We start from the raw sequence: 23,714 nt of genomic DNA on the forward strand, positions 1-23,714 counted from the left end.
TATGACAAAAGATTTTTCCAGGCATGACCTGATGGGGATTGTGGAATATTCCGAGCGGCAGACGCTGCACGCCGAACTGAACGCGGATATTTACGAGCTCCTGAGTATTCCCTTGCAGCTTTCCCACTTGGTATTGCTGTCCGATCGGCAATGGGTGGGGCGGGAGCGCAACCTTGTTATTCAGCTGTGTGAGCGCTTCGGTGTCAAGATTATGAATGGCACTTTTGATCAGCTGAGCGTCGAGCTGGGACTTTTTCGGTTGCGCTGGGAGCGTCATACCGAGTATTCCACTTACACCTTCTATGGCACGGGTCCATTCGATGTGCCTTTTGCCAAGCCGACCATCTCCTTTGTGCCGCGAGATTGGCTGGCGAGCCTGCCGGGAGAGGTGCTGGTGGCCACGCATATCGCTCTGGACGATCGCAGGCGTCCCAGCCGCAGCTTGAGTGAGCTGGCTACCCTGTTTGCCTCGAATACGGTCATCGGCTCCAAGGTTTCCGGTGGCAGCGCCAGTGTCTGGAGCGACAATCAGATTCATCCGGATGGCTTCACGCGCATTCTGATACACGACGACAATCTGCGCAGCCGCCAGGTTGGGCGGCTGGTGCAGCGTCTGCTGGAGATCGAAACCTATCGCATGCTGGCCATTCTGCCACTGACCATGACACGGGATGTCATCCCGCAATTGGAGCAATATGAAGATCAGCTGGCCGATCTGATCGTATCCAACCAGGCGCTCAATAACATCGAAGATGAACAGCAGTTATTGGTCCAGCTGACTGGCCTGGCCTCCGAGATCGAAAAGATTTCGGCCCAGTCCGGCCATCGCTTCAGCGCCTCGCAGACCTATCACGCCATTATGCAGCAGCGAATTGCCGAATTGCGCGAGGAGCGTATCGAGGGGCTGCAGATGCTGTACGAGTACAGGAAACAGCGCGTCACTTCCGCCATGGGTACATTTGATCTGGTGCGCTCCAAACTCGAGATCCTGTCCTTGCGTGTGGCACGCGCCACTTCGATGTTGCGCACGCGGGTGGATCTTTCCATGGAATCGCAGATCCGGGATTTGCTCAAGTCCATGAACAGCCGTGCATACCTGCAGCTGCGTTTGCAGGAGACCGTGGAAGGATTGTCGGTTGTTGTGCTGAGCTATTATCTGCTCGGCATTACGGGTTATGGCTTCAAGGCGGCCAAGGCTGCCGGGCTGGCTATCAATGTCGAGTTGATGACCGGAATCGCAATTCCTTTTGTCGTGGCGATAGTATTCCTGGCGATCAGAAGATTTCGCCGCATGTTGAGCAAGTCTGGTGATGGGGGTGAGTGAGGTGTCGTTCCGGATTGACTGATTGATGGGCACCTCTAAAAATTCAGCGTTTTAAACAAGACGAGGCGAGAACAAAAAATGTTGACGCAGCATATGATGGATATGTCAGGAGACATTTTTTGTGAACAACGACGTATTGTGACGAGACGGGGTAAGCAGGCAATTCCCGAAGGGAATGCTCGCAAATATGAATTTTTAGAGGTGCCCTAATGGCGGTTTGCCATTCCCGTCAGGGAGGGGTGGATCGAGCGTGTTGCTGCTGGTGCTTTCCCATCGAGTGCATCCGACTCAGGGATCCGGGATAATTTTGAAGGAGGTGGAACATGGATGACGGAAAAAGGAAGCTGACGACCAGCGCTGGCGCACCGGTAACTGATAACCAGAATGTCATGACCGCCGGACCGCACGGCCCGATGTTGCTCCAGGACGTCTGGTTCCTGGAAAAACTCGCCCATTTCGACCGCGAAGTGATCCCCGAGCGCCGGATGCACGCCAAGGGTTCCGGCGCATATGGCACGTTCACGGTCACGCGGGATATGACCCGCTATACCCGGGCGAAAATTTTTTCAGAGGTTGGTAAACAAACCGATTTTTTTCTGCGTTTTTCCACCGTGGCGGGTGAACGGGGGGCGGCTGACGCGGAACGGGACATACGCGGTTTCGCTGTCAAGTTATATACCGAAGAAGGCAACTGGGATCTGGTGGGCAACAATACGCCGGTGTTTTTCTTGCGCGACCCGCTCAAATTTCCCGATCTCAACCATGCCGTGAAACGGGATCCGCGCACCCACCTGCGCAGTGCCCAGAATAACTGGGATTTCTGGACGCTGCTGCCGGAAGCACTGCATCAAATCACCATTGTCATGAGCGATCGCGGCATTCCTGCGACTTACCGTCATATGCATGGCTTCGGCAGCCATACCTTCAGTTTCATCAATGCCGAGCAGGTGCGTTACTGGGTCAAGTTTCACTTCCAATGCCAGCAGGGGATCCAGAATTTGACCGATGCCGAGGCCGAAACATTGATCGGTAAGGACAGGGAGAGCCATCAGCGCGATCTATATGACAGTATCGAGCGTGGGGAATATCCGCGCTGGATTTTGCAAGTGCAGATCATGCCGGAGAAAGAGGCGGCGCATTGTCCCTATAACCCGTTCGACCTGACTAAGGTCTGGCCACACAAGGATTATCCGTTGATGGAAGTCGGTGTGCTGGAACTGAACCGCAACCCCGACAACTATTTTGCCGAAGTTGAACAAGCTGCTTTCAATCCAGCCAACGTCGTGCCGGGTATCGGTTTTTCGCCGGACAAAATGTTGCAGGGCCGGCTGTTTTCCTATGGCGATGCGCAGCGCTACCGTTTGGGTGTTAATCACTATCAGATTCCAGTCAATGCGCCGCGCTGCCCCTTCCATCACTATCATCGTGACGGCGCCATGCGGGTCGATGGCAATTATGCCGGCACACTTGGATACGAACCCAACAGCTATCAGGAATGGCAGCAGCAGGCTGAATTCCAGGCGCCTCGCCTGGATCTGGAGGGCGCGGCAGGGCACTGGGATCATCGCGTGGATAAGGATTACTATACCCAGCCCGGCGATTTGTTCCGCCTTATGATCGCTGCGCAACGGCAGGCCCTGTTTGAAAATACCGCCCGCTCCATTGGCGGCACGCCGCGCGCGGTGCAGAAACGGCATATCGCCCACTGCCTGAAAGCTGATCCGGCCTATGGGGAAGGCATTGCCCAGGCGCTGGGGATGCCTGTGGACGAAGTTACCGAGTAAGCGCGCATCCATGAATTTTCTTCGCTCCAGTGAGAAACAGTGTCTGACAGACCGGCAAAGGTGGCCGGTCTGCCATGATCATCAACCGAGAACCTGAACGACGATGGTGACCGCATTCATAACGCATCCAGTTTGTCTGAAACACGCAATGGGATTGGGGCATCCGGAATGCCCGGAAAGGCTCGAGGCAATCAAACGCCAGCTCGATACAGCAGGTATTTTTCCGGCGCTGCAACAGCATGATGCGCCGCCGGCCGAACGGGAACAGTTGCTGCGCGTGCATACCGAGAATCATGTCCGTCGGATCGAATCATCTGCCCCGCAGCATGGCCTGGTAAGCCTCGATCCGGACACATCGATGAACCCCTATACGCTGGAAGCGGCCTTCCGGGCAGTCGGGGCAGTGATTCTGGCGACCGATTTGGTCATGCAAGGAGCGGTCGCCAACGCGTTTTGCAGCATACGCCCCCCCGGTCACCATGCGACCCGTGATCAGGCCATGGGGTTCTGTTTCTTCAATAATGTCGCGGTCGGCGCGGCGCATGCCGTCTCCCGGCACGGGTTGTCGCGTGTGGCAATCGTGGATTTCGACGTGCACCATGGTAATGGCACCGAGGATATCTTCCGGGATGATGCACGCGTCATGCTTTGTTCGACTTTTCAGCATCCGTTCTATCCCTATAGCGGTGCGGCGGGCAGTAGTGACCATATCATCAATGTGCCGCTGGTGGCGGGATCGAATGGCGAGATATTCCGCCAGGCGGTTACGCGCTACTGGCTGCCTGCCCTGGATGCTTTTCGTCCAGAGATCATTTATATCTCAGCCGGGTTCGATGCCCATCGGGAAGATTATCTGGCCGGCCTGAATCTTGATGAAACCGATTATGTCTGGGTTACCGAACAAATAAAAACGGTAGCGGATGAACATGCACAGGGGCGCATCATCTCGGTATTGGAAGGCGGCTACGAGCTGGCTGCGCTGGGCCGGAGTGCGGCAGCGCATATTCAGGTATTGTGCCGCAGCTGATTAATTGGCGCTTGCCGGCAAGCCACAGCGGGGCTCCCGGGCTGAACGATGGCAGGCAACTGGACAGGCCGTAGTAAAATACCTGTTTGCTCGTGCAATGCACTCAAAACTATGTGTCATCACTCGAATTGTCGCAATTTATCGCAAGTTTGTTGGGGCGTAAACGCCCCCACCATGGGGGCTATTGTTGCTTTGATCCTGACCCCAGCAGATGGTTGGTTGCATCATCACGATTTGATTCGCCCTGCCGGGGGTGGTTGGGAGGCATGTTGAATATTTTTACCCGTGTCGGGATGGCCCAGGCAACCATGCAGCAAGATCTTGCAGGGGATGGCAAGGGGGGGAGGGCCCGGTCATGTTGACAGCGTTGCGCCTGACCCACTTCAAGGCCTGGCAGGAAACAGGCGTGATCGCGCTCAAGCCTGTCACCATGTTGCTGGGCACGAATTCCTCGGGGAAATCTTCGTTGATCCAGAGCTTATTGCTGTTGAAACAGACCGTGCATTCACCGGATCGCTCGATTCATCTGAACTTGGGTGCAGACGAAGTCCACGACTATTTCAATTTTGGAAGTTTTGACGATGTGCTCAAGTCCGGCACGCAATCTCCTCGCCAGTTCGCCATCGAGTTCGCTTTTCAGGCGCATCCACAGACGCGCATCACGAGCGGTCGGTTTGCCTGCGGTTATGGGCAAACGGCCCAGGGCGCTACAGTCATTCAGGCACTCACCTTGTCCACTGCCGGGCACCGCTTTCGCGTGGTGCGGCGTGAGAAAGGCGCTTACGCCATTTTTGTCAATGATGAGGTGCGCCCGCGTGCCAAAGGCCGGCATCTGACGCCGGAACGCTCGATTGCATTGTCCGCGGAGGCGATTGCCGTATTGGGTCATGCGGGTGCCATCGTGGAAGATTTGAGCCTTGCGATTCGCCGCGAACTGGAAAATATCGTTTATCTCGGGCCGCTGCGGCGCAAGCCCGAAAGGGATTATGTCTGGAATAAAATGACGCCAGGCCAGATTGAAAGCGATGGCCACCGTGCCATCGATGCTCTGTTGGCCAGTGCGCTGACCAGAGGGGCGCAGCAAAATGCGGTGCTGGACGGGGTATCGTTCTGGTTGAATCGCATGAAGGTGGCGGACAAACTGGAGGTCAAGCAGCTGGGCCGTTCCAGCCGTTATGAAATCGTGGTGCATCAGGCTGGCGTGAGCGCCAACTTGCGCGATGTCGGCATAGGCATCTCGCAGGTTCTGCCCGTGCTGACTGTCGCCTACTTCGCGCCCGCTGGCAGCACCATCATTCTGGAGGAACCGGAAATTCACCTCCATCCGCTGGCGCAGTCGGTATTGGCAGAGTTGTTCGTGGCAATGAGCCAGGCGCGCAGGATTCAGTTCATCGTGGAAACCCATTCGGAGCACCTGTTTCGCCGCATGCAAACGCTGATTGCCAGAGGCGAGACGTCAGCCGAACAGGTTGCGCTGTTTTTTGCTGAAAGAGAGGCGGATGGCGCGATGCTGAGAAAATTGACAGTGGATGAATTTGGCCGGGTAAGCAACTGGCCCAAATATTTCTTCGGTGATGCGCTGGGCGAAACCAGGGAACAGGCGCGATTGATGTTCACGCGCCAACAGGCGCAAACCGGCCAATGAAACGCCGTTACATTGTGGATACCAATGTGCTGGTCGCGGCCAGTGCGGCGGTCCTGCAGCCTTCCAGGGCAATGAACGCCACGCCACAGGATCCTGCCTTGCGTTTCAAGATCTGGCAATGGCTCTCGGCCTTTGAGGCCAGTTCCTCCCATCTGGTGCTGGACATGGCCGGCAAGATCGCGCAGGAATATGATAATAATCTGGATTTCAATGACTATGGCATCCAGGTGGTGATCCAGAAATGGAGCACCGCTGCGGTGGACAGCGTCGAAGTGCATTACGACCAGGACGGTCATGGCATTCTGCAGCCGCCGCTGGACAGGGTGGTGCATGACCTGGCCGACCGCAAGATGGTAGCGGCGGCCCTGGCCGCGCTGAAACTGGAGGGCGACAGCGCGATCGCTTTCGCTGGCGATACCGACTGGCATGACTGGGAACAGGCGCTGACCGATGCGGGACTGTCCCTGGAGCCAATCATAGAAGAATGGTCGCGTGCCAAGCACGCCGAAAAAGTGAAAAAGTGAATAGATAGCGATGCCGGAATTTTTTCGTTTTCCCCATACCCCGCATTTGCTCTGGTTAGGCGAAGGCCAGCCCAGGGACGATAAAGTATTGTCGGCACCCGAAGTGAGGGCGCTGCTGCAAGCGGAAGTCCTCATAGAGGAAAAACTGGATGGCGCCAACCTCGGCATTTCGCTCGACGAAAACGGCCAGCTGCGAGCCCAGAATCGCGGGCAATATCTCCAGCAACCCTATGCCGGCCAGTTCTCCCGTCTGAATGGCTGGTTGGGTCAGCACGATGCCATCCTCAGACAACATCTGACGCCAGCTCTGCTGCTGTTCGGCGAATGGTGCGCTGCCCGGCACTCACTGGATTACGATGCGCTGCCGGACTGGTTTCTGCTGTTCGATGTCTATGACCTGGGGGCAGGCAAATTCTGGAGCGTCGAACGGCGCAATCAATTGGCTGGCAAGCTGGGCCTCACCGTCGTGCCGCTGCTCAAACGCGGTGTGCTGACACAGCCACAACTGATTCATTTACTGGAAAACACGCCGAGCCAATACCGTGCCGGCAAGGTTGAAGGAATCGTCGTTCGCCATGATTCAGCCTGCTGGAATGAAAATCGGGCGAAACTGGTCAATCGGGAATTTGTCCAGGCAATCGATGATCACTGGCGCAGCCGGGCGATAGAATGGAACCTGGTGAAAACGGCGCCTGCCAGGTTCTGACTTAAGAGGCTGTTTGGAACTGTCAATTCCAGACCGGTTTGCGCAACGCTTTAGCAGGCGGGTGCATTTGTGCACCGTCAAACGCCCGGTCCACGGCAACCAGTCGTCACGCAGTACAAACCGGTGCACCCTACGGGACGGTGGTTGTGCTGTGGGTCGTGGGGACATCCAACGAAGCCGTCTTTGCGAGCGCAGCGTTGTGGTTGTTTCATTTCCTGGCATTGCCGCGTTGTCCGGCACTTTGAGAACTGCACGCTGCAGCCCGTTCGGCTGAGAATTCCAGGTGAAAATCATGCCGATATAATGAAGCGTGCCATTTGCGTTGAACTGCCGCGCAGTGGGTCGGCCGGTCCGATAGCGATGAAATGGACCTCGTAGCCGTTACGTGCGGCGATACCCTGCGCCCATTGCTGAAACCGGGCGCGGTTCCATTCGAAATGATGGCCCGGGTGGCGCATCTGGTGCGGCAGCATGCCATACAGGATGTTAAATTCCTGATTGGGGGTGGTAACCAGTACGGTCCGTGGATGCATTTTTCCGAACACGGCAAGTTCCACCCGGGTCAGGCGGCGGGGGTCGATATGCTCGATGGTTTCGACCAGTGCTGCAGCATCGAAATCGGTCAATTCACAATCAGCCTCCTCGAAGGAGCCATAGCGCACCTGCACGCGATCGGCCGGATGGGGGATACCCAATCCCAGGCTGAGGCGCGCTTCATGGAGGATGGTGGGGTCGATATCGATGCCGACCAGCCGAGTGAATTGCGGCTGCTGTGCCAGGCGCTGCAACAATTCTCCCGGGCCGCAGCCAAGATCCAGTACACGGGCGGCGCCACTTTCCAGTAAATATTGAACAACTGTATCCAGGCGTTCCTCGTGCAAGTTGCTGGCCATAATTCTGCAATTTCCGGTTGGGGGGCTATTTTATATTGCCAATGTGTGGTTGTGAACAGAACAAGTTGTCGCTTCCAGACTTGTCAAGGGAATGATGCGCGACAAGCCAGATGGCAACGTGACAACGCTTTGGCATGGCGCCATCCTGCCGCAGCGCTGCGGCATGTCCAGTGGCTTGGAAACCACATATTTCAGCCCGTTCAACCGGAATTTTCAAGATGATGCGTAACGGGTTTGTGCATCAATGCCACGTTCGGGAACGGGAATTCGCAGTGCCAGCCGTGATATGCCGCCAGGTAACGCAACGTCGCCTCGCGGTAGAACACTACGTGCGTCGGGTCGCGCCGGTAATGCCAGTTGGCGAATTTCGCATCGTCATGCTGCAGCGTCGTCATCAATGCCAGCCAGCCGCCGGGATTGAGCAGTGCATCGAGTTTGCTGAATTCTTCCGCGGGCCGGTGAAAGTGTTCGGCAACCTCGGTGCAGGTGATGAAGTCGTATGTGCCGGCCAAAACTGCCGGATCGGGATAAAAAAAGGGATCAAACAGCGCGACAGTGTGCCCTGCTTCACGCAACATGACCGCCAGTGCCGGTCCCGGTCCGCAACCAAAATCCAGCCCTTGCTGGGCGGGTGGCAGACGTTCCAAGAGCGGGCTGGCGGCCCGATCGAGAAATGCCCGATAAGCGGTATCCATGGGGTCGTTACGGTGGAGGTAGTATTGCGCGAGTTCATCCTGACTGGAAGGGTGTTGCAATGGGTCGAGGAAGGTTGCGAGACATGTCTCACAGCGCCAGTAGTCGCGGTCATTCACTGACAGAAAAGCGCGGCAGCCTTCATTGTTGCAGACTGGACAACGCATCAACGTGTTTCATGTTCGCTGGCACAGGCAATGCACAGCGAAGCGGTCGGATCGATTTCCAGTCGGCGCGGATCGATAGCCTCTTCACAGGATTGGCATATGCCGTAATCCCCGGCAGCCATTCGGGCAAGCGCGCGTTCGATACGCCCAGCGAGAATTTTACGCCGCCGTTGTGTTTCAATGGCCATGGCTTGCCCCTGCATCGCATCCATGCGCGACAGCCGGCCGACGCTGGCTTGATCAAGTATCACCGGTTTTGCCGCTTCGCGGCTGGTGTCCTCGCCGGCATGCAGAGCCTCGCGCATTTGCTCGAGTCTAGTTTTGAAATTTTCGAGTGTCTGTTTATGCATGCTTTGGTTTTGCTGTGATCAATGAGTCGTTTCCGGTTTGATAATCCCTCGAATCCCTCGCATCGTTTTGTCGTGCGTCAATGCATCGGCGCGTGGCTGAGAGCTGTTGCCCAGTGTGCATGCCATGCATGCCGCTTGCCGGTGCGCCGTATGGCGATCATTGCAGCTGTTGGACTGAATCGCCAGACATCGTGGGAGATAGGTGTCGAGGCCGGTAACGATCATGCTGTCAGGCCTGGTAACGGCATGAAATGGGTTGAAATTACCGGAAATTTCTATATCGGCTTTACGTATATACTATACGTAAAGCCGCAGGTCTGGACAAATGCGCTGCCGCTGCGCTAAACGCAGAGGAAAATACGATATGATTCCACGGCCGTACAGGCATATGACCAGACATTCAGTTGCCGGTTGCAGCATTATTCCTTGAATGGTGCTTGCTCGGGCTCCATGCTTTCAATCTGGGGAATGGCTTTTTTTGGATGTTGCTTGACGATTTTTTTCAATCTATCGTCCTTGCGGGGGCCATGGACGCCGCTCTGCTGGATTTCCATATCCGACGGAAATTCCTGCGATTCGGTCATACTGTCCTGGTATTCCGCTTCGGCCGCCAGCTGATCATCCAAAGCACGCTCGGGGCTAGTTGTTCCCTGTTGCGGGATGTTGGTGTTGCTTTGTGGATTGCTGGCGGTGCGTGTTTGTTTGGCCATGTTTTTGTCCTCGATCGTTGAAGATGCGGGGGGTGCGCAACGAACGATACCGGGGCGAGTGTTGTGCACCCATGATAATTGCCTGATCAGGCAACAAATTTAAGAAAACCCCGATATTTGGACAGCGTATTGAAATACGTTCGCGAAAAGAATACGTATAAACACGTAGGGGAAAAATCAGTGTGCTATTTTCAGCCCATGCTGTTGCTTGTCAGGTAAGTTTCAGCAGGAGAGCGTATGCAATCAGCTTACGAAGTCCACTTTGGCGGGCCGGATCAGGGTTCTGGTTATCTGCGCAATCTGCTGGCGCGGCATATTGCTGCCGTGCCGGTTGGGGGAACGATCGATTGGACGACTTATTATTTTCGTGATCTGGCACTTGCCAAGGCACTCATCCGGGCGCGCAGGCGTGGGGTCCGCATCACGCTATGTCTAGCTGGCCAGCCACGTATTGCGGATGCGAATGACGAGGTGATCCGGTTGTTCTCAGGGTCAGGCGGGCTGGGTGACCGCTTGCGCACCGTTACTCTTCCCGGCGTGCTTGCGCCTCGCAAAAGAGCATGGCGGCCCCAGTTACATGAAAAACTCTACTGTTTTTCACATCCAGCACCGGTGGCTTTTATCGGTTCCTTCAATCCATCCGGCAATCCGTTCGAACAGCGGCAGGACATCATCCGGGAGATTGGTGATCAGGATCAGGGCCATAATATGTTGGTAGGTCTGCATGATCCGCTTCTCGTAGCGCCATTGGTGGATCATGTACGGCAATTACATCAGACTTCTCCCGGGCTGCTGTATCGCTTTTCCAAACAGGCAAATCAGATCGTTCGTAGCGCCGAGACCACCATTCACTTCCGGCCCAGTTTCCAAGCGCATCCTGTGATTCGGTTCCTGAATGAATTTGGAAGTGGCGCGCATGTCCGTATCGCCGCCTCGCATATCAGGACAAAGCGGGCAGTGGAAGTGATGGCCGGCCTGGCCAAACGAGGCGCGGCCGTAGAGATCATTGCAGAGCGAACATTCAGGCGGGTTACGCCGAGGGTGGAGCAAAGCCTGCTTGCCGCCGGCATCCGGTTCACGCGCAAAAAATCTGCCGACGGCTTGCCGATGCATTTGAAGTTTGTACTGATAGAGGACCGTGGACAAGTGTGGTCGATTTTTGGCAGCTTCAATTGGACGAGGCCTTCATTCTGGCTGAACCATGAAATCATTGCGATTTCAACCAGTTATCAGCTGTATCGGGCCTTTTTGGATCGATGGAAAATGCTGGAAAATGAATAGCATGCAAGCTTTCCCTGGATTGTATCTGTGAATGATGTGCCGCATGGTGTCCATCTGGGCTTCGCAATCTCGGGTGAATGCTGTGGACTGCAATTAAGATATTGTCATAAAAAGAATAGGTTGCTATTTTCGTGTTCGATCAATTGAAATTGCCAGGATGAAAAATCAAGCATCAGCGTCAACCCTCATTATTCCAGTAGAAAGTCAGGTCCGAGAACTTGATGCCAAACTGCTGTTGTCATGTGTGGCGGCGGAACGTGGTTTTCCGGTCATCATGGGCTCGCGGGCCTATACCCATTTCCAGGTGGCTTCCATAGCGCGTGGCGTTTATCTGGCCAAAAGCATGCGCAGTCTCAGCAACTCGATGTTCACGATTCTGCGGCAGCTGGGCCATGAGATCGTGGCGTGGGAAGAAGAGGCGCTGGTGCATCCGCCGGCCGATACTTATTTCACCCAGCGGCTTTCTCCCGTAACAATCAATCAGGTCGCGCAGATGTTTGCCTGGGGGCAGGAAAATGCCGATCTGATTCGGCAGTATCCTGCATTGCCGGAGAATATGCCGGTTCATATTACCGGCAATCCGCGGGGGGATATGCTGCGGCCGGAAATTCGCCCTTACTTCGCACGGGAGGTGGAAGGGCTGCGCGACCGTTATGGCGATTTCATCCTGATCAATACCAATTTCAGCGGTGTGAATCCGTTTATTCCAAACCTCGGTTTGTTTCTGCCAGCCAGGGGGCTCTGGAAAAAGCGTGTGCGGCTTGGTCAACCCGGTATGGGAATGAGCCGGGAATTCGCCGAGGGACTGCGCAACCATAAACTGGCCGTTCTGGCGGACTTCAAACAACTGATCCCGGCGCTTGAACATGCATTTCCCAGTTTGCGCATCGTTGTCCGCCCCCATCCCAGTGAAAGCCACCAGATCTATCATGAGATCGCCGCGCAATGCCAACGGGTGGTGGTAGAAAATCAAGGCAATGTCATTCCCTGGCTGCTGGCCGCCAAAGCGCTGGTGCATAACGGCTGTACAACCGGACTCGAGGCCTACATGCTGAGGGTGCCCGCCATTTCTTATCTGGCCTCATTGCATACGTATTACGACTATGATTTCCAGGGTCTGCCTACCCGGCTCAGTCACCAGTGTTTTGATTTTCAGGCACTGACAAATACGCTATCCGGCATTCTGGCCGGTGAGCTGGGTGCCGCAGCGGGGCGCGAACGCCAAGTGCTGATCGACTACTATCTGGCTGCGCAAAGCGGCCCGCTTGCTTGTGAACGCATGGTCGATGTGCTGGAAGCCAGCGGTTACCGCAACCAGCAGCCGCCAGCCAGACCGCTAGGCACGTATCTTCAGGGATGGCTGTCCGCACGCCTGAAAGCGCTGCTGACTGGCCTGTATATGCGTCGCCCCGGCCCCAACCGGCTGGCCTATCACAGTCACCGCTTTCCGGCACTTACGGTTGCGGAAATCGAATCGAGAATCGCGCGGTTTGGCCAGTTGCTGAATCGCTTCGATAAGGTCAAAGTGGCGCTGCATTCGAAGCATGTTTTTAGAATCAGTGTGTAATCTGAGCAGTTGTTTGGAAATTTCCGTTTTAGGCCCGTTGGGCCTCGGCATGAACGGTGCTTCAAGTCAGGCAAATTCTGGAGAAGAACAAACATTTTTTGCCACCGGCGTAGATACTCTGTCTTCAGTCAAGCCAAATTTACGTATTAGCGGCCTTCATTTTGAAAAACTTGTCACCATCAAACGGCATGTTGTGATGCAGCATGCCGTAAAAATCGCCTGATTGCAAGCAATCAGCGGTGACTGCTGGGAAAAATTCGGGGTTTCCAGGCAACATTTCCCAAAATTGACAACGCATATGTTTCTGACATACATCATTTTGCCGCATTTTAGTCAACGTGATTAAAAATTAGGCAGGCCGATGGTGGAAAATGAAGTTCTCGGGCAGACACTACGTACAGGTTCGAGACCTCAGGGTGCAACGGCTTCCCCAGAAAACGCTGCTACTTTACAGTTTTAAGCGAGTTCGCTGCTCACTTTTAATATACAAGGGTGCACATGTGCACCGGTTTTTGTTATGCGAGGCGATTTGCTGGCGGTGGCTAGATTGTTTGACGGTGCGCGAGCGTACCTTGCCGTTTTGCGAGCCGCGAAAGTGGCGCGGTAATCCAGTCCAACTTTAACCTGGCCTGGATGCTGGCAAACACATTATCGTACTACGTTGATTGGTATCGCATCGTAATAGGCGTTTCCGACATTCAGGCGCCCGTCCATGATGGTGTCGATCCCGAAATAGATCGTATAGCGCCCGGCTGGAAGACTGCTGGCGGGAATGTTCAGTACCTCAAACTCATCGAGAAAAAACAACAGGCCGCGGTGAGCAGGCTGGAGTGTTTTGTGCCAATCTGCGAAGGTATAGTAATAGACATCGGACGCGTTGACTGCGACAAGTCACCAGTCGGCGATATCCCGACTATTGTTATTGTCTAGCCGGATCATGACCGCCAGATTGTCCAGAGGCGTCAGCGTGACAGGTTCGTCCTGATCATTGACCAGTGCCGATACGACAACCTTCGGCGGATAGTTCGATGATGAATGCTGCCGGCTCAGCACACGCCACACTTGGCGTCATCAGTCTGGTTCATCCGCTCCAGTCAATGATTTCGCTTTGAATTCCAGGTACGTTAAATGACAACTATCTTCTTTCTGATAATCGCAACCGCTGTGCTGGTTGGTGGGCTGGTTTGGCGCCGTGCGCGCGGGCCGCAGCAATCGGGGGCATGGTCGAGCGCATTCGTTGCGGTCGTGCTGGTGCTTATCCTGTTGTTCATTATATGGCTGGCTATTATGGTGCTGGCAGTTGGTCCGGCCATGCGTGAAAAATAACTGCGCCTGGAATCAGGCCGCTACCCATTCTCAATTCTTCTTTATTCCACTCTTGCCTGCAGGCATTATTGCGTATGATCACTATCACGCAACGGCACACCAGGGTGTATGGCGAATTTTATTCGAGACGGTTCGATGGCATTGCTGCTATTCCTCAGCCTGTGGCTGGCGGATGACCGCAATGCCCATGCGCATGAGGAGGGGAAAGCGCATGTGCGCAGCGAGATCGAGCCGCTGGCAAACGGTGATGACGAAGCGCATGAAGATGCCGAGGAAAGGCAGGACAGGCTGTGGATAGACAATGTGCAGTTTGCCGTGACCTCGACCGTGGATACTGCGGCACGGTGGGTGGATCGTTTCTTTGGTGATCCACGCTGGTTTGACGACCAGCCGGCCGATGACCCCAGACTGGCCACATCGGTCGGCCGCTTGTCGATCGGCCCAACCTGGGATCAAGCCGACGGCTGGGGTGTGATCTCAAATCTACGGGCACGTTTTTTTCTTCCTTACATGGAGAATCGATTCTCGGCAGTGGTCGGCCGTTTGGGGTTCGATGAATTCATGACCGGTGATGACAGCGCCCGGCCTGGATTGTTGCGCGAACCAGGGGCTGACAATGAATGGCTGCTTGGGCTCGGCTATGATCCTGTCATTCAAGAACGGCGCAGGCTTTCATTCGGAGCGGGTTTCCGGGGCGGGCTGCGTTTTGATCCCTATCTGCGTGTCCGCTACCTGATGCAAAGCGAATTGAGTGATCGCAGTCAATTGCGTTGGCAATCGGTCGTTTTCTGGCGCAATAGTGACGGTTTTGGGGTGTCACAACGGCTTGATTACGAGATCGGTTTCGGTGAGCGCTGGCTGGGGCGCTGGTCTGGCCGTGGCGTTTTCGCCCAGCAAACCGACGGGTTCCGCTGGCGTACATCAGGCAGCCTGTTTTACCTGTATTCCAACGACCAGGCCTATGCCGGTGAAATCTGGGCCCGGGGTGAAACTGCTCATGCGGTGCCAACGGAGGACTATGGCGTGCGGGCGATCTACCGACAGCGCTATCTACGCGAATGGTTTTTCGTCGAGCCCTGGGTAGGCATGCACTGGCCGCGAGAGAAGCTCGATCAGCATCGCAAGGCCTCCTGGATCGTTGGACTCCGGCTCGAAATTATTTTTGGACAATCCATCATAGAGCGTGAGTACTGATTAGCCATTTATTGCTAGGAGGCTGTCCGAGAATAGACTGATCTACTGCGGACGAGCCTGATTGGCCGGATTTTACGATCCTTATCGTTAAATAGAACGACTATTCGCCTCAAATGATCGAAAAATCCAACTCAACCAGCCTTGCCCTCGCTACGATCGCTATTCTCGGACAGCCTCCTAGGTGCAGGGGTTATTCCGGGTTGTGTGCCAGCGTTTTCGCAAGTAGCTGAATTTCGTTCGAAAGCGGTAAATTAAAGCCCTTGTGCAGAACCTGGTAGCATTGATGATAAATCTGTAATGCCCGATCAGGCTGGCCGAGGTTGATGTAATACTTCATCAGCTGTCGATAATTGGTTTCTATCAGCGGTCTCAGTTCCAAGCTCTTGTGCAGTAAAGCGCAGACGCGCGCTGATTCTTGCTGCTGTTCATGAAAAGTGATTGATAAATCAAGTGTGTGGCACAATTTGTTCAGTAATTGTGCTTGCTTCAGTATCGCAAGTCCGGCACTGGTGTTTTGTAGGAAAGCACCTTGGTATAGGGTGATTAAGCGGTCAGTCAATTTGACGATCAGGGTGGACGGTTCGTTGCACTGCAGTGCTTGCTCAAGCGCATCGATCGTGGTTTCAAATGCCCATAAATCCAGCCAGCAATAATTTTCATTGAGGGATACCAGGCCGGCGTTCAGTAGTACGGCTTCCTTCCCGATCAGCTTGCGTAGCCGGTGGAGTGAGGTTTCCAGGGAATGCCTGGCCAAATCACCATCCGCGTCTGGCCAAAGCATTTCGGCCAGTTGGTCACATTGAACGCGCCGGCCACCCAGGAGCACCAGTGATTCCAGCAGCTCAAGTATTTTTTTCTGACTTTTGCAGCAATGCTCGATTGGCTTGCCTTCGGCAATGACAGTTAACGGGCCAAAGCTGTAGATGCGCACCGGCCATGGCCATTGGGCAAGATATGTGGGAGGGCAGGCTGGTAAGCGATGCCGTCTCAGCAGACGGATGGCAAATGCTTTCTCAATGTCATGCTCGATCGCTACCAGGCAGAGCGATTCCAGTATCTTGGGTTGCCAGTTGAAGCAGAAATAAACCTGTTCGGCGCTCATGATGCGCAGCAATGACTTGAGCGCGGCGATGGTGCGCGTTTCGTTCCGCTGCGCATAGGCCAGCCATGCATCGGTCATGTGATACTGGATCATGGTGAATGGGTCGGATATGTCCTTGACCGATTTGTGCAGCCGGGACAATGTCGATTCTGCGTGATGCCATTGCGACAATTCGGTCAGAATTTGCGTCTCGAGTGCCAATCCACAAATGCAGCCGAGTCCCCAGTGCGCAGATTTTGCCGATTGCAGTGCTTGCCTGTTTTGTTCCAGGGCGTAGTGCAAATGGCCGGATAATGCGGCTATCCAAGCAACATGTGCATAGAGCAGGGCACTGGCCCCGCATTGCTGGGGATCAACCGATTTCATTGCCTGGAGCAAGGCATTTTCGGCATTCGCGAGATCGCCATCGGCGATATGGCATTCAGCGATGCCGGTCAGCAATAAATGCCTGAACAGACCGATATTCGATATGTTCGATAATTCAAGCCCTTGATGTGCATATTCAAGCGCTGTGCTGGTATCGGCGGCGTATAGCTTCTGGGAAAGCAATAAGTATGCGCTCATGATGCGTGCCGGAGCGGGCAGCGATTCATCTGCCAATGCCGATTGCAAGCAAGGTGCGATCATCTGCAGCCTGCTCAGTCGTGCGGTGAGACAATAATAGCTCCCCAGCGTCACGCCTAGTGAATGGGTTGCTGTGCTGACCGGAGTAGTAAGGAATACGGTTTCGCAGTTTTTTTGTAACGGGTGTTGATGTATATAAGAATGCTGTCCATGATAAGTGGCGCATGCATGCAGCGCCCTGGCCTGGCATTGGATATCCAATGCCAGGCCAGGGCAAGACGGGTGCTGCTTGCGCAACGCTTCAAAACGCGTCATCCAGAGCCCTATCCTGGAAAAATCATGCCAGGCGAACAGGATTGACTCAATCGCTGCTTGCCAGGCCGTGTAAGCGCCCACTGCATCGTACTGATTCATAAACTGGCGATAACTGATCGCCAGCCGTTGTTCAGCCAGGCGAGGGTCGGTCGCTTGCAGTGCGGCCGCATACCAGTAGTTCAACCAGGGATCCGCATCGAGACAGTCATCCGGAAATGCTCGCATGAACTGGCCAACAGTGACCGCCTGCCCTGCTCTGATCAATGGTTCCGCTTGTTGTATCAGCAAACTTTTTAAGGCAGGCCAGTCCTGCAATCGGTTGTAAATCACCATGGCCTGGAGGGTTTCGCCCTGGTCGATGAGAATTGACGCTGCCTTTTGTTGCGAATTTTGCCATGCTTCTGGCGTGAAAAGCGCCGTGGCCTGGTGCAGTAGCAATTCCCTCAGCAGCGGGTGAAACCGGTAAACGGACGGGTGATCCGCTGATCGCTCGGTCAGGAGATTACGGACAACCATGTCATCGAGATAGCGCTGCGCCATGCGGCAGCCAGTCAGTTGGGCGCTGGTTTCCGCAGTGAACTGAGGGAGCAAGGCATTGATAGCCAGAAATGTCTGCAGGGACGGTGGAATATGGGCAAGCACTTCCGCAGAGAGGTAATTGAATAGAGCCTCTGTGACGTGATCGTCGATAGCTGATCCAGAAACGCCTGGTTGCTGGGCCAGCATGGCCATCCCGGCTATCCATCCTTCTGTTTTGAGCTGGATGGCCTGTATCTGCTGGACGCTCAGTAGCGGATTCCGCCATTTCAGGAAGGCTTCACTTTCCTGATCTTCCAGTTGTAATGCACAGTTTCCAATTTCCAAGATATTGTCCAGCTTCGTCGGATGGTGCAAGGCAAGAGGAAGCGGCATTCTGCTGGTACAGATACATTGCATGGCAGGAGGCAATTGATCGAGAGCAGATTGCAGCAGTTGCAAAAGGCCGTTGTCTTTTTTCATATCCGGGCAATTGTCCAGCACGATGACCGTTTCCGTAGTGAGTGCGGCGAAGAGCTGACGAAAATAGCTGCGTGCGAAGCTTTCTCGATTCTTGAAGTGACGGGCAGTGTAAACGGGGAGATGCAGTTTCTTGCCGGGATGGTTCCTATGAGCGGCCAGTGACAGAAAATAAAAGGCCTCGGCAAAATTGTCTTCCTGGCTGTCGATGCTGTACCACAGAAACGAGGCCTGTCGTTTTCTCAGCAGATCAGCCACGAAGGTGGTTTTTCCCGATCCGGGAGGACCGCTTACCCACATCAGCCCGGCCATCTTTTTCTGTTCGGCAAGCTTGAACAAGCGAGTGCGTTCAAAAACATGCGAGTGATCTGGCGGTAAGATTTTGGCGGGAAATCTCTTCATTTGCATGCTAGCCCCTATGCCAAATTGATGTTTTATTCAATTTGTATGTTATCTGTGAGTCTACTCCTGATAATTTTCTATGCAAGGTAGATTGTGAATAATCTGGGGAAGAGAGCTGATAGATTGGGGTAATTTTTTGGTATGCAATTGAATAATATGAATAAATATATTATTTGAGTGCAGTGATTATAATTGCTGAAGAGCGATTGAGAACAATTATGAGAATGATGCCGATCAACTTTGAAAGTTTCTAAAAACTAGTCGCAAAGCTATGCTCTTGGCATCAATGGGTATTGACTGAGTGTGAGGAATTTGATCGAGAATGGTTGATTTTTTCGATCCGGTGTTCTTAAGCGGCCTGGCTTTTTGCCACTTTCTGTCGCATAAGAACGAATTGTGTCATAACCAAGCTAGAGGAGGTTACTGATGATAAAGATAAACAAAACTGTTCGTCACAAGGCTTTGATCGCTGCCATAGGTTTGCTGGTATCGGTTGCCTTACCTGTCAACGCGAATAATCACCGCAATTTGCCATTGCCGGTCTATCAATATCCCAGCACATACAATGAATATCTGCAGCCGGTTGTCACCGCAATTGATTATCACTCCAGAATGCTTTATCTGATTAATTATGAAAACGACAAGCTCATAATTGTCGATCCGGCCGGGATTGATGGCTGGCCCGGGAATGTTCCGTTACAACATACGGTAGTATTGCCGGAGGGCAACAGGATATTCGTCACTTCAGACAATACCCAGGAAGATCCGGCTTATATCATTGCATTGAGGGTCGATCATCTTGACTGGGAAGCCGGCACGGTCAGCCTGGCAGTGGAGACGGTATTGGCCGCGGACAATGCAGGCACACCGGCCGAACTGCCTTTTGTCGAATCAATCAATCGTAACCAGGCCGTTCCCAACTGGTTGCTGGCAGGGTCGACCCAGATTCACGGGCCGACCCTGCTTCCCTATTCGGATTATCTGTACTTTACCGAATTTACATCCGACCGGGTCAGGGTGATCAACCACAGAACCAATGAATTTGCGAGTGTTGATCCAATCAATATCCCCGGCTATACGGAGCAGACGCATGGCGTCAACTTCAACAAATCAGGCACCATTGGGCTGGGAACAGGCTATTTCTTCGATAACAATGTGATCGATGTTTATAGGCCCAACCGTGAAACTGGTGAATTGCAGGCGGTGGGCCAAATCATGCTCGGCGATGAGAAGCGGCATGCAGCTTTTACCCATTTCGTCTATTGGCTGGACGAACGCTTTGCACTGACGGCCTCGATGCAGTTTGACAAAACCTCGCTGACCGCCGCCACCACCCAGGCAATCATTCCGCCCAGCGTTTGGATGATTGACACCCTGGAGGGTCGTGCCACGCAGATCCTCAGGCATGTCAGGCACGCCCAGGGCCAAGGTGTATTCCGTTCCGCCTCCGATCTGGCAGTCGTCAACGGCAAACTCTATATCGCCGAGGAGGATACCATTGACCATGAATTCGGAAGAGACGGTTATGTATCGATTTTCGACCTGAGCGATCGTTATCGGCCTCGCTTCATCAAAAGACTGCGGCCCGGCCACGAGCTGCCGGCCGGCTATGCGGTAGCGCACACGCTCAGCCCGACGCCTGACAACCGTTATCTGATGCTGGCAAGCTGGGTATCCGGGTTTGTAGTCAAGATCGACACGACAACGGATACCGTCGTAAAAGTGTTCGGTCCCGACGATGGACTCGTGATGCCGCATGGCATCTTTGCTGCCGGCGCTACCCGTTGACCCTGAAAGCAGACTAGGAGGCTGTCCGAGAATAGACTGATCTACTGCGGGCGAGCCTGATTGGCTGGATTTTACGATCCTATTTCGTTAAATAGAACGACTATTCGCCTCAAATGATCGAAAAATCCAACTCAACCAGCCTCGCCCTCGCTACGATCGCTATTCTCGGGCAGCCTCCTAGTGTTGCGCCGGCTCGTCTGTTTGTCAGCTGGCAGCAGGAATAGATGACCGGTCGCAAGCTGGTCTGTGCCGGTATTTCTAAACAGAGTGGAGGATTTGGCCATGAAACAGAAGAGACTGGTTATGCGAACAATTCAGGCAATGCTATCGAGGCTGCGGATCGTGACCATGTATCTCATCCTGTTTGTCGGTGTCCCAAGCAGTTTACAGGCAGCCCCGTTTATTCTGTCACAACCGGTGGCGTTACCTGCCGAGGTGGTGACGCACCTGAAGTCCGTGCGGCCAGGTGCTGGGCATCGATGGCAGCTCGTCGTATTTGGGTTTACCCATTGCAAGGACATTTGCCCGATGTCACTTGCCAATTTATCCATGCTGGTCAAGGCGGCGGCCGCTGAGCAGATCGATCTGGGCGGGGTATTCGTGACAGTCGATCCGGACAGGGATTCCCATGCGCAATTGGCCAGCTATATCCAGGGCTTCGGGTCGGATATTGCCTATTTGCGTTTCGAGAGCGAGGCGCTCGCGCATTTCAAAGCCACTTTCGGTGTGGAGGCGGTTTTTTTTACCAAGAATGCAGGCAATCAGTCGAGTTACCAGGTCGATCACAGTACCACTGCATTCCTTATCGATCCGGCCGGCAGGATCCGGCTGATTTTCGATGCGCTGGAAGATGCCGCACAGCTTGCGAAACTGTTTCGTGAAAACAGGGCATTGTTCGCGTTATGAAAACGCTATTGATTTTTCTGCTGCTGTGGCTGACGACCAGTTTGCCCGTTTGCGCGATGAGCATGTATGACGATCCGCGTACGATCCTGTCATTCAGGGATAAAGCCTTGTCGCCCGAACTTGATATATTGCGCGTCATGGTCACGCTCTCGCCAGCAAACCAGCTGATTTTTCAGGTCAAAACTAAAGGAGAGCGGCAATCGGGTGCAGCAGATGAATATTTGCTGCTGCAGATATTGCATGGAAAGCACTATATACTGCTGATCCCGATCAATGCGCAGCAAACCCCGTATGGACTGGTTTACGAAGGTACGCTTCAGTCGGAAGATGCACCCCCAGTGCTAGTCGGCAGAAAATTCCGGACTGTGGCTTCGTCCGATGGATTTGCCGTTAAACGTATTCCACAGGGGGTAAAGTTCATTGTCCCGCTGGAGTGGATCGATTTCAGCGTCGACTTCGGTTATGATGCCTATACCGTGCAGGCACGCTTGCAAGACGGTAGCCTGCAAGTCAGTCATATCTACGATCAGGCAGGAAAAGGGCGGCCTGGACCAAACCGCTTTTCCGCCATCACTTTTCTCAACCGGATTTGCTCTCCGCAGCGGTAGAATTTTCACGGGCTTGATCTGATTGATCGGCCCGCGTAACGAGAAACACCTCGATTGAAGTTACGCCTATATTCTCAATGCGTGATACGACAGCGACATTGCCTAGCTGCCCATATGGATTGTCTCAGTCCCGGGTCCGAACGATCATCTTGAAAGGTCACGGCAAGCAGCCGAACTGCTTGAATCCACATTTTTCATTGGAAGATTGGTTTTCCGATCTGCTGAAAATGCACTGCATGACGTGATTCTTTGCTGAATAATTGTGTGAAATATAGGAAAATCTACGATTTGCCACGAAACACTCAAATAGCCATTCAGGCCGAGTCGTTCTTGCGCGGCTAACCGACGTGCAAGAACGAATGCAGCCATTCCTGTCATGACCCTTGATTACGCCACGCTCGATCTGCTGCGCCAGAACCATCCTGCCTGGCGCTTGCTGCGTTCCGATCATGCGCCATTGGTAGCCAGTTTCCTGCAGCGTGTATTCGTTATTCCCAATGTGCGAGTGATGGTGCAGGCGGATCTGTCCGAGGCGTTGGAGGATGAGTTGTTTAATTTGCGTGAACAGCTGGGTGATGGGGCTTTTCCCAAGTCTGCGCTGGAATATCTCAATGACTGGGCCAGTATTGAAAAAGGCTGGTTACGCAAATTCTACACCCACGGATCGGATGAGCCGCATTTCGACCTGACGCCAGCCAGCGAGAAAGCAATCGCCTGGCTGGGAACACTGATTGAGCGCAGTTTTGTCGGAACGGAATCACGCTTGCTGACGCTGTTCGAGTTGCTCAAGCAGATGAGCGAAGGCAGTGAAACGGATCCGCAAGCGCGGATTGCGGAGTTGCAAAAGCGCCGTGACGAGATCGATATGGAGATTGCCCGGATAGCGGCGGGGGATCTGCCGCTGCTGGATGATACAGCGCTCAAAGATCGTTTCCAGCAATTCACGCAACTGGCACGTGAGTTGCTTACGGATTTCCGTGAGGTGGAACACAACTTTCGTAATCTGGATCGGCGTGTGCGTGAGCGCATCGCATTGTGGGAAGGCGCGAAAGGCGTATTGCTGGAAGAGATCATGGGCGAACGCGATGCGATTGCCGACTCGGATCAGGGCCGCAGCTTTCGGGCGTTCTGGGATTTTCTGATGTCGAGCAGCCGTCAGGAGGAACTGACAGCTTTGCTTGAGCGGGTATTGTCCCTGGCGCCGATTGCCGAGCTCAAACCCGATGCGCGCACCCATCGGATCCATTACGATTGGCTGGAAGCCGGTGAACATACGCAGCGCACAGTGGCCCGGCTTTCACAGCAATTGCGGCGCTTTCTGGATGATCAGGCCTGGCTGGAGAATCGCCGTATCATGGATATTCTGCGAGGATTGGAGGCCAAGGCATTGGCATTGCGGGCATCGCCCCCATCGGGCGAGGTGATAGCCATCGCTGATTTGGCGGCTTCCATCGAGTTGCCGATGGAGCGGCCGCTGTATACGGCCAATGCCAAAACAGCGATCGCCGATATCGTGCTGCCGCCAGGTGACGACGATGCGCAGGAATGGCTGATGGATGCGCTGTATTCGCAAGTGGTCATCGACAAGGATCGCATGGCCCGGCATATTCGGCATGCCCTGCAGGACCGTTCGCAAATCACGCTTGCCGCACTCTGTCAGCTGCATCCGCTGCAGCATGGCCTGGCGGAGCTGGTGACTTACTTGGAACTTGCGGGCAAGTCCGCCAAAACCGTCGTCGATGAGGACACGACTGAAACCATCACTTGGCAAAGCGCCACGCCCGATGGAAAGCCCATTATGAAGCGTGTGCATTTACCGCGCGTGATTTTCGTGAGATAGGC

Annotated in this window: 23 protein-coding genes; 16 read left to right on the plus strand and 7 right to left on the minus strand. The window is 54.1% G+C overall.

The window, feature by feature from the left end; translation table 11 throughout:
• Window position 1 precedes the first annotated feature (1 nt).
• The 6 genes from ABTW62_RS01825 (at window position 2) to ABTW62_RS01850 (ending at window position 7,010) form a co-directional block, all read left to right on the plus strand.
• Window positions 2-1,324, plus strand: a complete 1,323-nt coding sequence (locus ABTW62_RS01825; protein WP_430902871.1) for a DUF3422 family protein — start codon at window positions 2-4, stop codon at window positions 1,322-1,324.
• Between the two features lie 323 nt (window positions 1,325-1,647).
• The gene (locus ABTW62_RS01830) at window positions 1,648-3,108 is read left to right on the plus strand and encodes a catalase (protein WP_430902872.1); all 1,461 of its coding nucleotides are present in this window, start codon (window positions 1,648-1,650) and stop codon (window positions 3,106-3,108) included.
• Between the two features lie 103 nt (window positions 3,109-3,211).
• A complete protein-coding gene (locus ABTW62_RS01835; RefSeq protein WP_430902873.1) occupies window positions 3,212-4,135 on the plus strand; it encodes a histone deacetylase family protein in 924 nt (307 codons plus the stop codon).
• A 355-nt stretch (window positions 4,136-4,490) separates the two neighbouring features.
• The gene (locus ABTW62_RS01840; protein ID WP_430902874.1) at window positions 4,491-5,780 is read left to right on the plus strand and encodes an AAA family ATPase; all 1,290 of its coding nucleotides are present in this window, start codon (window positions 4,491-4,493) and stop codon (window positions 5,778-5,780) included.
• Window positions 5,777-6,304 carry a hypothetical protein gene (locus tag ABTW62_RS01845; RefSeq protein ID WP_430902875.1) on the plus strand — a complete coding sequence of 176 codons (528 nt, stop codon included), beginning with the start codon at window positions 5,777-5,779 and terminating at the stop codon, window positions 6,302-6,304. The genes ABTW62_RS01840 and ABTW62_RS01845 overlap by 4 nt, the downstream gene beginning before the upstream one ends.
• Before the next feature lie 10 nt (window positions 6,305-6,314).
• The gene (locus ABTW62_RS01850) at window positions 6,315-7,010 is read left to right on the plus strand and encodes an RNA ligase family protein (protein WP_430902876.1); all 696 of its coding nucleotides are present in this window, start codon (window positions 6,315-6,317) and stop codon (window positions 7,008-7,010) included.
• 290 nt (window positions 7,011-7,300) lie between these two features.
• Here the strand turns inward: ABTW62_RS01850 and ABTW62_RS01855 are convergent, their stop codons facing one another.
• From ABTW62_RS01855 to ABTW62_RS01865, 3 genes are all read right to left on the minus strand, one after another.
• Window positions 7,301-7,903, minus strand: coding sequence for a methyltransferase domain-containing protein (locus ABTW62_RS01855; RefSeq protein ID WP_430902877.1), 603 nt, complete (start codon window positions 7,901-7,903; stop codon window positions 7,301-7,303).
• A 200-nt stretch (window positions 7,904-8,103) separates the two neighbouring features.
• Window positions 8,104-8,763, minus strand: a complete 660-nt coding sequence (locus ABTW62_RS01860) for a class I SAM-dependent methyltransferase (RefSeq protein ID WP_430902878.1) — start codon at window positions 8,761-8,763, stop codon at window positions 8,104-8,106.
• Complete coding sequence (locus ABTW62_RS01865; protein ID WP_430902879.1) at window positions 8,763-9,113, minus strand: TraR/DksA family transcriptional regulator; 351 nt, start codon at window positions 9,111-9,113, stop codon at window positions 8,763-8,765. Before ABTW62_RS01865 ends, ABTW62_RS01860 begins: the two co-directional genes overlap by 1 nt.
• Window positions 9,114-9,134: 21 nt before the next feature.
• Here ABTW62_RS01865 and ABTW62_RS01870 point away from each other — a divergent pair, with 21 nt between their 5' ends.
• Entirely contained in the window at window positions 9,135-9,458 is a 324-nt protein-coding gene (locus ABTW62_RS01870; protein ID WP_430902880.1) for a hypothetical protein, read from the plus strand.
• A gap of 74 nt (window positions 9,459-9,532) precedes the next feature.
• Here the strand turns inward: ABTW62_RS01870 and ABTW62_RS01875 are convergent, their stop codons facing one another.
• Entirely contained in the window at window positions 9,533-9,823 is a 291-nt protein-coding gene (locus tag ABTW62_RS01875; protein WP_430902881.1) for a hypothetical protein, read from the minus strand.
• 237 nt (window positions 9,824-10,060) lie between these two features.
• Here ABTW62_RS01875 and ABTW62_RS01880 point away from each other — a divergent pair, with 237 nt between their 5' ends.
• The 3 genes from ABTW62_RS01880 to ABTW62_RS01890 all read left to right on the plus strand — a co-directional run bounded on the left by ABTW62_RS01880 (window position 10,061) and on the right by ABTW62_RS01890 (window position 12,894).
• Window positions 10,061-11,104, plus strand: a complete 1,044-nt coding sequence (locus ABTW62_RS01880; protein WP_430902882.1) for a phospholipase D-like domain-containing protein — start codon at window positions 10,061-10,063, stop codon at window positions 11,102-11,104.
• Between the two features lie 157 nt (window positions 11,105-11,261).
• Entirely contained in the window at window positions 11,262-12,671 is a 1,410-nt protein-coding gene (locus ABTW62_RS01885) for a surface carbohydrate biosynthesis protein (RefSeq protein WP_430902883.1), read from the plus strand.
• A 13-nt stretch (window positions 12,672-12,684) separates the two neighbouring features.
• On the plus strand, window positions 12,685-12,894 hold the full coding sequence (locus tag ABTW62_RS01890) for a hypothetical protein (protein WP_430902885.1): 210 nt from the start codon (window positions 12,685-12,687) through the stop codon (window positions 12,892-12,894).
• Window positions 12,895-13,319: 425 nt separating this feature from the next.
• On the opposite strand, the gene ABTW62_RS01895 is transcribed toward ABTW62_RS01890, so the two are convergent.
• On the minus strand, window positions 13,320-13,478 hold the full coding sequence (locus ABTW62_RS01895) for a hypothetical protein (RefSeq protein ID WP_430902886.1): 159 nt from the start codon (window positions 13,476-13,478) through the stop codon (window positions 13,320-13,322).
• An 84-nt stretch (window positions 13,479-13,562) separates the two neighbouring features.
• The gene (locus ABTW62_RS01900) at window positions 13,563-13,733 is read right to left on the minus strand and encodes a hypothetical protein (protein WP_430902887.1); all 171 of its coding nucleotides are present in this window, start codon (window positions 13,731-13,733) and stop codon (window positions 13,563-13,565) included.
• A gap of 66 nt (window positions 13,734-13,799) precedes the next feature.
• On the opposite strand from ABTW62_RS01900, the gene ABTW62_RS01905 reads away from it, so the two are divergent.
• Window positions 13,800-13,997: a hypothetical protein gene (locus tag ABTW62_RS01905; protein WP_430902888.1), complete on the plus strand. Its 198-nt coding sequence runs from the start codon at window positions 13,800-13,802 to the stop codon at window positions 13,995-13,997.
• A gap of 108 nt (window positions 13,998-14,105) precedes the next feature.
• On the plus strand, window positions 14,106-15,191 hold the full coding sequence (locus ABTW62_RS01910; protein WP_430902889.1) for a hypothetical protein: 1,086 nt from the start codon (window positions 14,106-14,108) through the stop codon (window positions 15,189-15,191).
• Window positions 15,192-15,381: 190 nt separating this feature from the next.
• On the opposite strand, the gene ABTW62_RS01915 is transcribed toward ABTW62_RS01910, so the two are convergent.
• Complete coding sequence (locus ABTW62_RS01915; RefSeq protein WP_430902890.1) at window positions 15,382-18,570, minus strand: BTAD domain-containing putative transcriptional regulator; 3,189 nt, start codon at window positions 18,568-18,570, stop codon at window positions 15,382-15,384.
• Window positions 18,571-18,996: 426 nt separating this feature from the next.
• On the opposite strand from ABTW62_RS01915, the gene ABTW62_RS01920 reads away from it, so the two are divergent.
• The 4 genes from ABTW62_RS01920 (at window position 18,997) to ABTW62_RS01935 (ending at window position 23,712) form a co-directional block, all read left to right on the plus strand.
• The gene (locus tag ABTW62_RS01920; RefSeq protein WP_430902891.1) at window positions 18,997-20,358 is read left to right on the plus strand and encodes a YncE family protein; all 1,362 of its coding nucleotides are present in this window, start codon (window positions 18,997-18,999) and stop codon (window positions 20,356-20,358) included.
• A gap of 282 nt (window positions 20,359-20,640) precedes the next feature.
• Window positions 20,641-21,264: an SCO family protein gene (locus ABTW62_RS01925; protein ID WP_430902892.1), complete on the plus strand. Its 624-nt coding sequence runs from the start codon at window positions 20,641-20,643 to the stop codon at window positions 21,262-21,264.
• Window positions 21,261-21,872, plus strand: a complete 612-nt coding sequence (locus ABTW62_RS01930; protein ID WP_430902893.1) for a DUF1292 domain-containing protein — start codon at window positions 21,261-21,263, stop codon at window positions 21,870-21,872. The genes ABTW62_RS01925 and ABTW62_RS01930 overlap by 4 nt, the downstream gene beginning before the upstream one ends.
• A gap of 376 nt (window positions 21,873-22,248) precedes the next feature.
• Complete coding sequence (locus tag ABTW62_RS01935) at window positions 22,249-23,712, plus strand: DUF3375 domain-containing protein (protein WP_430902894.1); 1,464 nt, start codon at window positions 22,249-22,251, stop codon at window positions 23,710-23,712.
• Window positions 23,713-23,714 lie beyond the last annotated feature (2 nt).

The organism is Nitrosomonas sp. ANs5 (assembly GCF_050584665.1).
GTDB lineage: Bacteria > Pseudomonadota > Gammaproteobacteria > Burkholderiales > Nitrosomonadaceae > Nitrosomonas.

Excerpts from the sequence above, each read along its gene's own strand:
- ABTW62_RS01825 (WP_430902871.1), top strand. The coding sequence starts at position 2 with ATGACAAAAGATTTTTCCAGGCATGACCTGATGGGGATTGTGGAATAT.
- ABTW62_RS01830 (WP_430902872.1), top strand. The coding sequence starts at position 1,648 with ATGGATGACGGAAAAAGGAAGCTGACGACCAGCGCTGGCGCACCGGTA.
- ABTW62_RS01835 (WP_430902873.1), top strand. The coding sequence starts at position 3,212 with ATGGTGACCGCATTCATAACGCATCCAGTTTGTCTGAAACACGCAATG.
- ABTW62_RS01840 (WP_430902874.1), top strand. The coding sequence starts at position 4,491 with ATGTTGACAGCGTTGCGCCTGACCCACTTCAAGGCCTGGCAGGAAACA.
- ABTW62_RS01845 (WP_430902875.1), top strand. The coding sequence starts at position 5,777 with ATGAAACGCCGTTACATTGTGGATACCAATGTGCTGGTCGCGGCCAGT.
- ABTW62_RS01850 (WP_430902876.1), top strand. The coding sequence starts at position 6,315 with ATGCCGGAATTTTTTCGTTTTCCCCATACCCCGCATTTGCTCTGGTTA.
- ABTW62_RS01855 (WP_430902877.1), bottom strand. The coding sequence starts at position 7,903 with ATGGCCAGCAACTTGCACGAGGAACGCCTGGATACAGTTGTTCAATAT.
- ABTW62_RS01860 (WP_430902878.1), bottom strand. The coding sequence starts at position 8,763 with ATGCGTTGTCCAGTCTGCAACAATGAAGGCTGCCGCGCTTTTCTGTCA.
- ABTW62_RS01865 (WP_430902879.1), bottom strand. The coding sequence starts at position 9,113 with ATGCATAAACAGACACTCGAAAATTTCAAAACTAGACTCGAGCAAATG.
- ABTW62_RS01870 (WP_430902880.1), top strand. The coding sequence starts at position 9,135 with ATGAGTCGTTTCCGGTTTGATAATCCCTCGAATCCCTCGCATCGTTTT.
- ABTW62_RS01875 (WP_430902881.1), bottom strand. The coding sequence starts at position 9,823 with ATGGCCAAACAAACACGCACCGCCAGCAATCCACAAAGCAACACCAAC.
- ABTW62_RS01880 (WP_430902882.1), top strand. The coding sequence starts at position 10,061 with ATGCAATCAGCTTACGAAGTCCACTTTGGCGGGCCGGATCAGGGTTCT.
- ABTW62_RS01885 (WP_430902883.1), top strand. The coding sequence starts at position 11,262 with ATGAAAAATCAAGCATCAGCGTCAACCCTCATTATTCCAGTAGAAAGT.
- ABTW62_RS01905 (WP_430902888.1), top strand. The coding sequence starts at position 13,800 with ATGACAACTATCTTCTTTCTGATAATCGCAACCGCTGTGCTGGTTGGT.
- ABTW62_RS01910 (WP_430902889.1), top strand. The coding sequence starts at position 14,106 with ATGGCGAATTTTATTCGAGACGGTTCGATGGCATTGCTGCTATTCCTC.
- ABTW62_RS01915 (WP_430902890.1), bottom strand. The coding sequence starts at position 18,570 with ATGAAGAGATTTCCCGCCAAAATCTTACCGCCAGATCACTCGCATGTT.
- ABTW62_RS01920 (WP_430902891.1), top strand. The coding sequence starts at position 18,997 with ATGATAAAGATAAACAAAACTGTTCGTCACAAGGCTTTGATCGCTGCC.
- ABTW62_RS01925 (WP_430902892.1), top strand. The coding sequence starts at position 20,641 with ATGAAACAGAAGAGACTGGTTATGCGAACAATTCAGGCAATGCTATCG.
- ABTW62_RS01930 (WP_430902893.1), top strand. The coding sequence starts at position 21,261 with ATGAAAACGCTATTGATTTTTCTGCTGCTGTGGCTGACGACCAGTTTG.
- ABTW62_RS01935 (WP_430902894.1), top strand. The coding sequence starts at position 22,249 with ATGACCCTTGATTACGCCACGCTCGATCTGCTGCGCCAGAACCATCCT.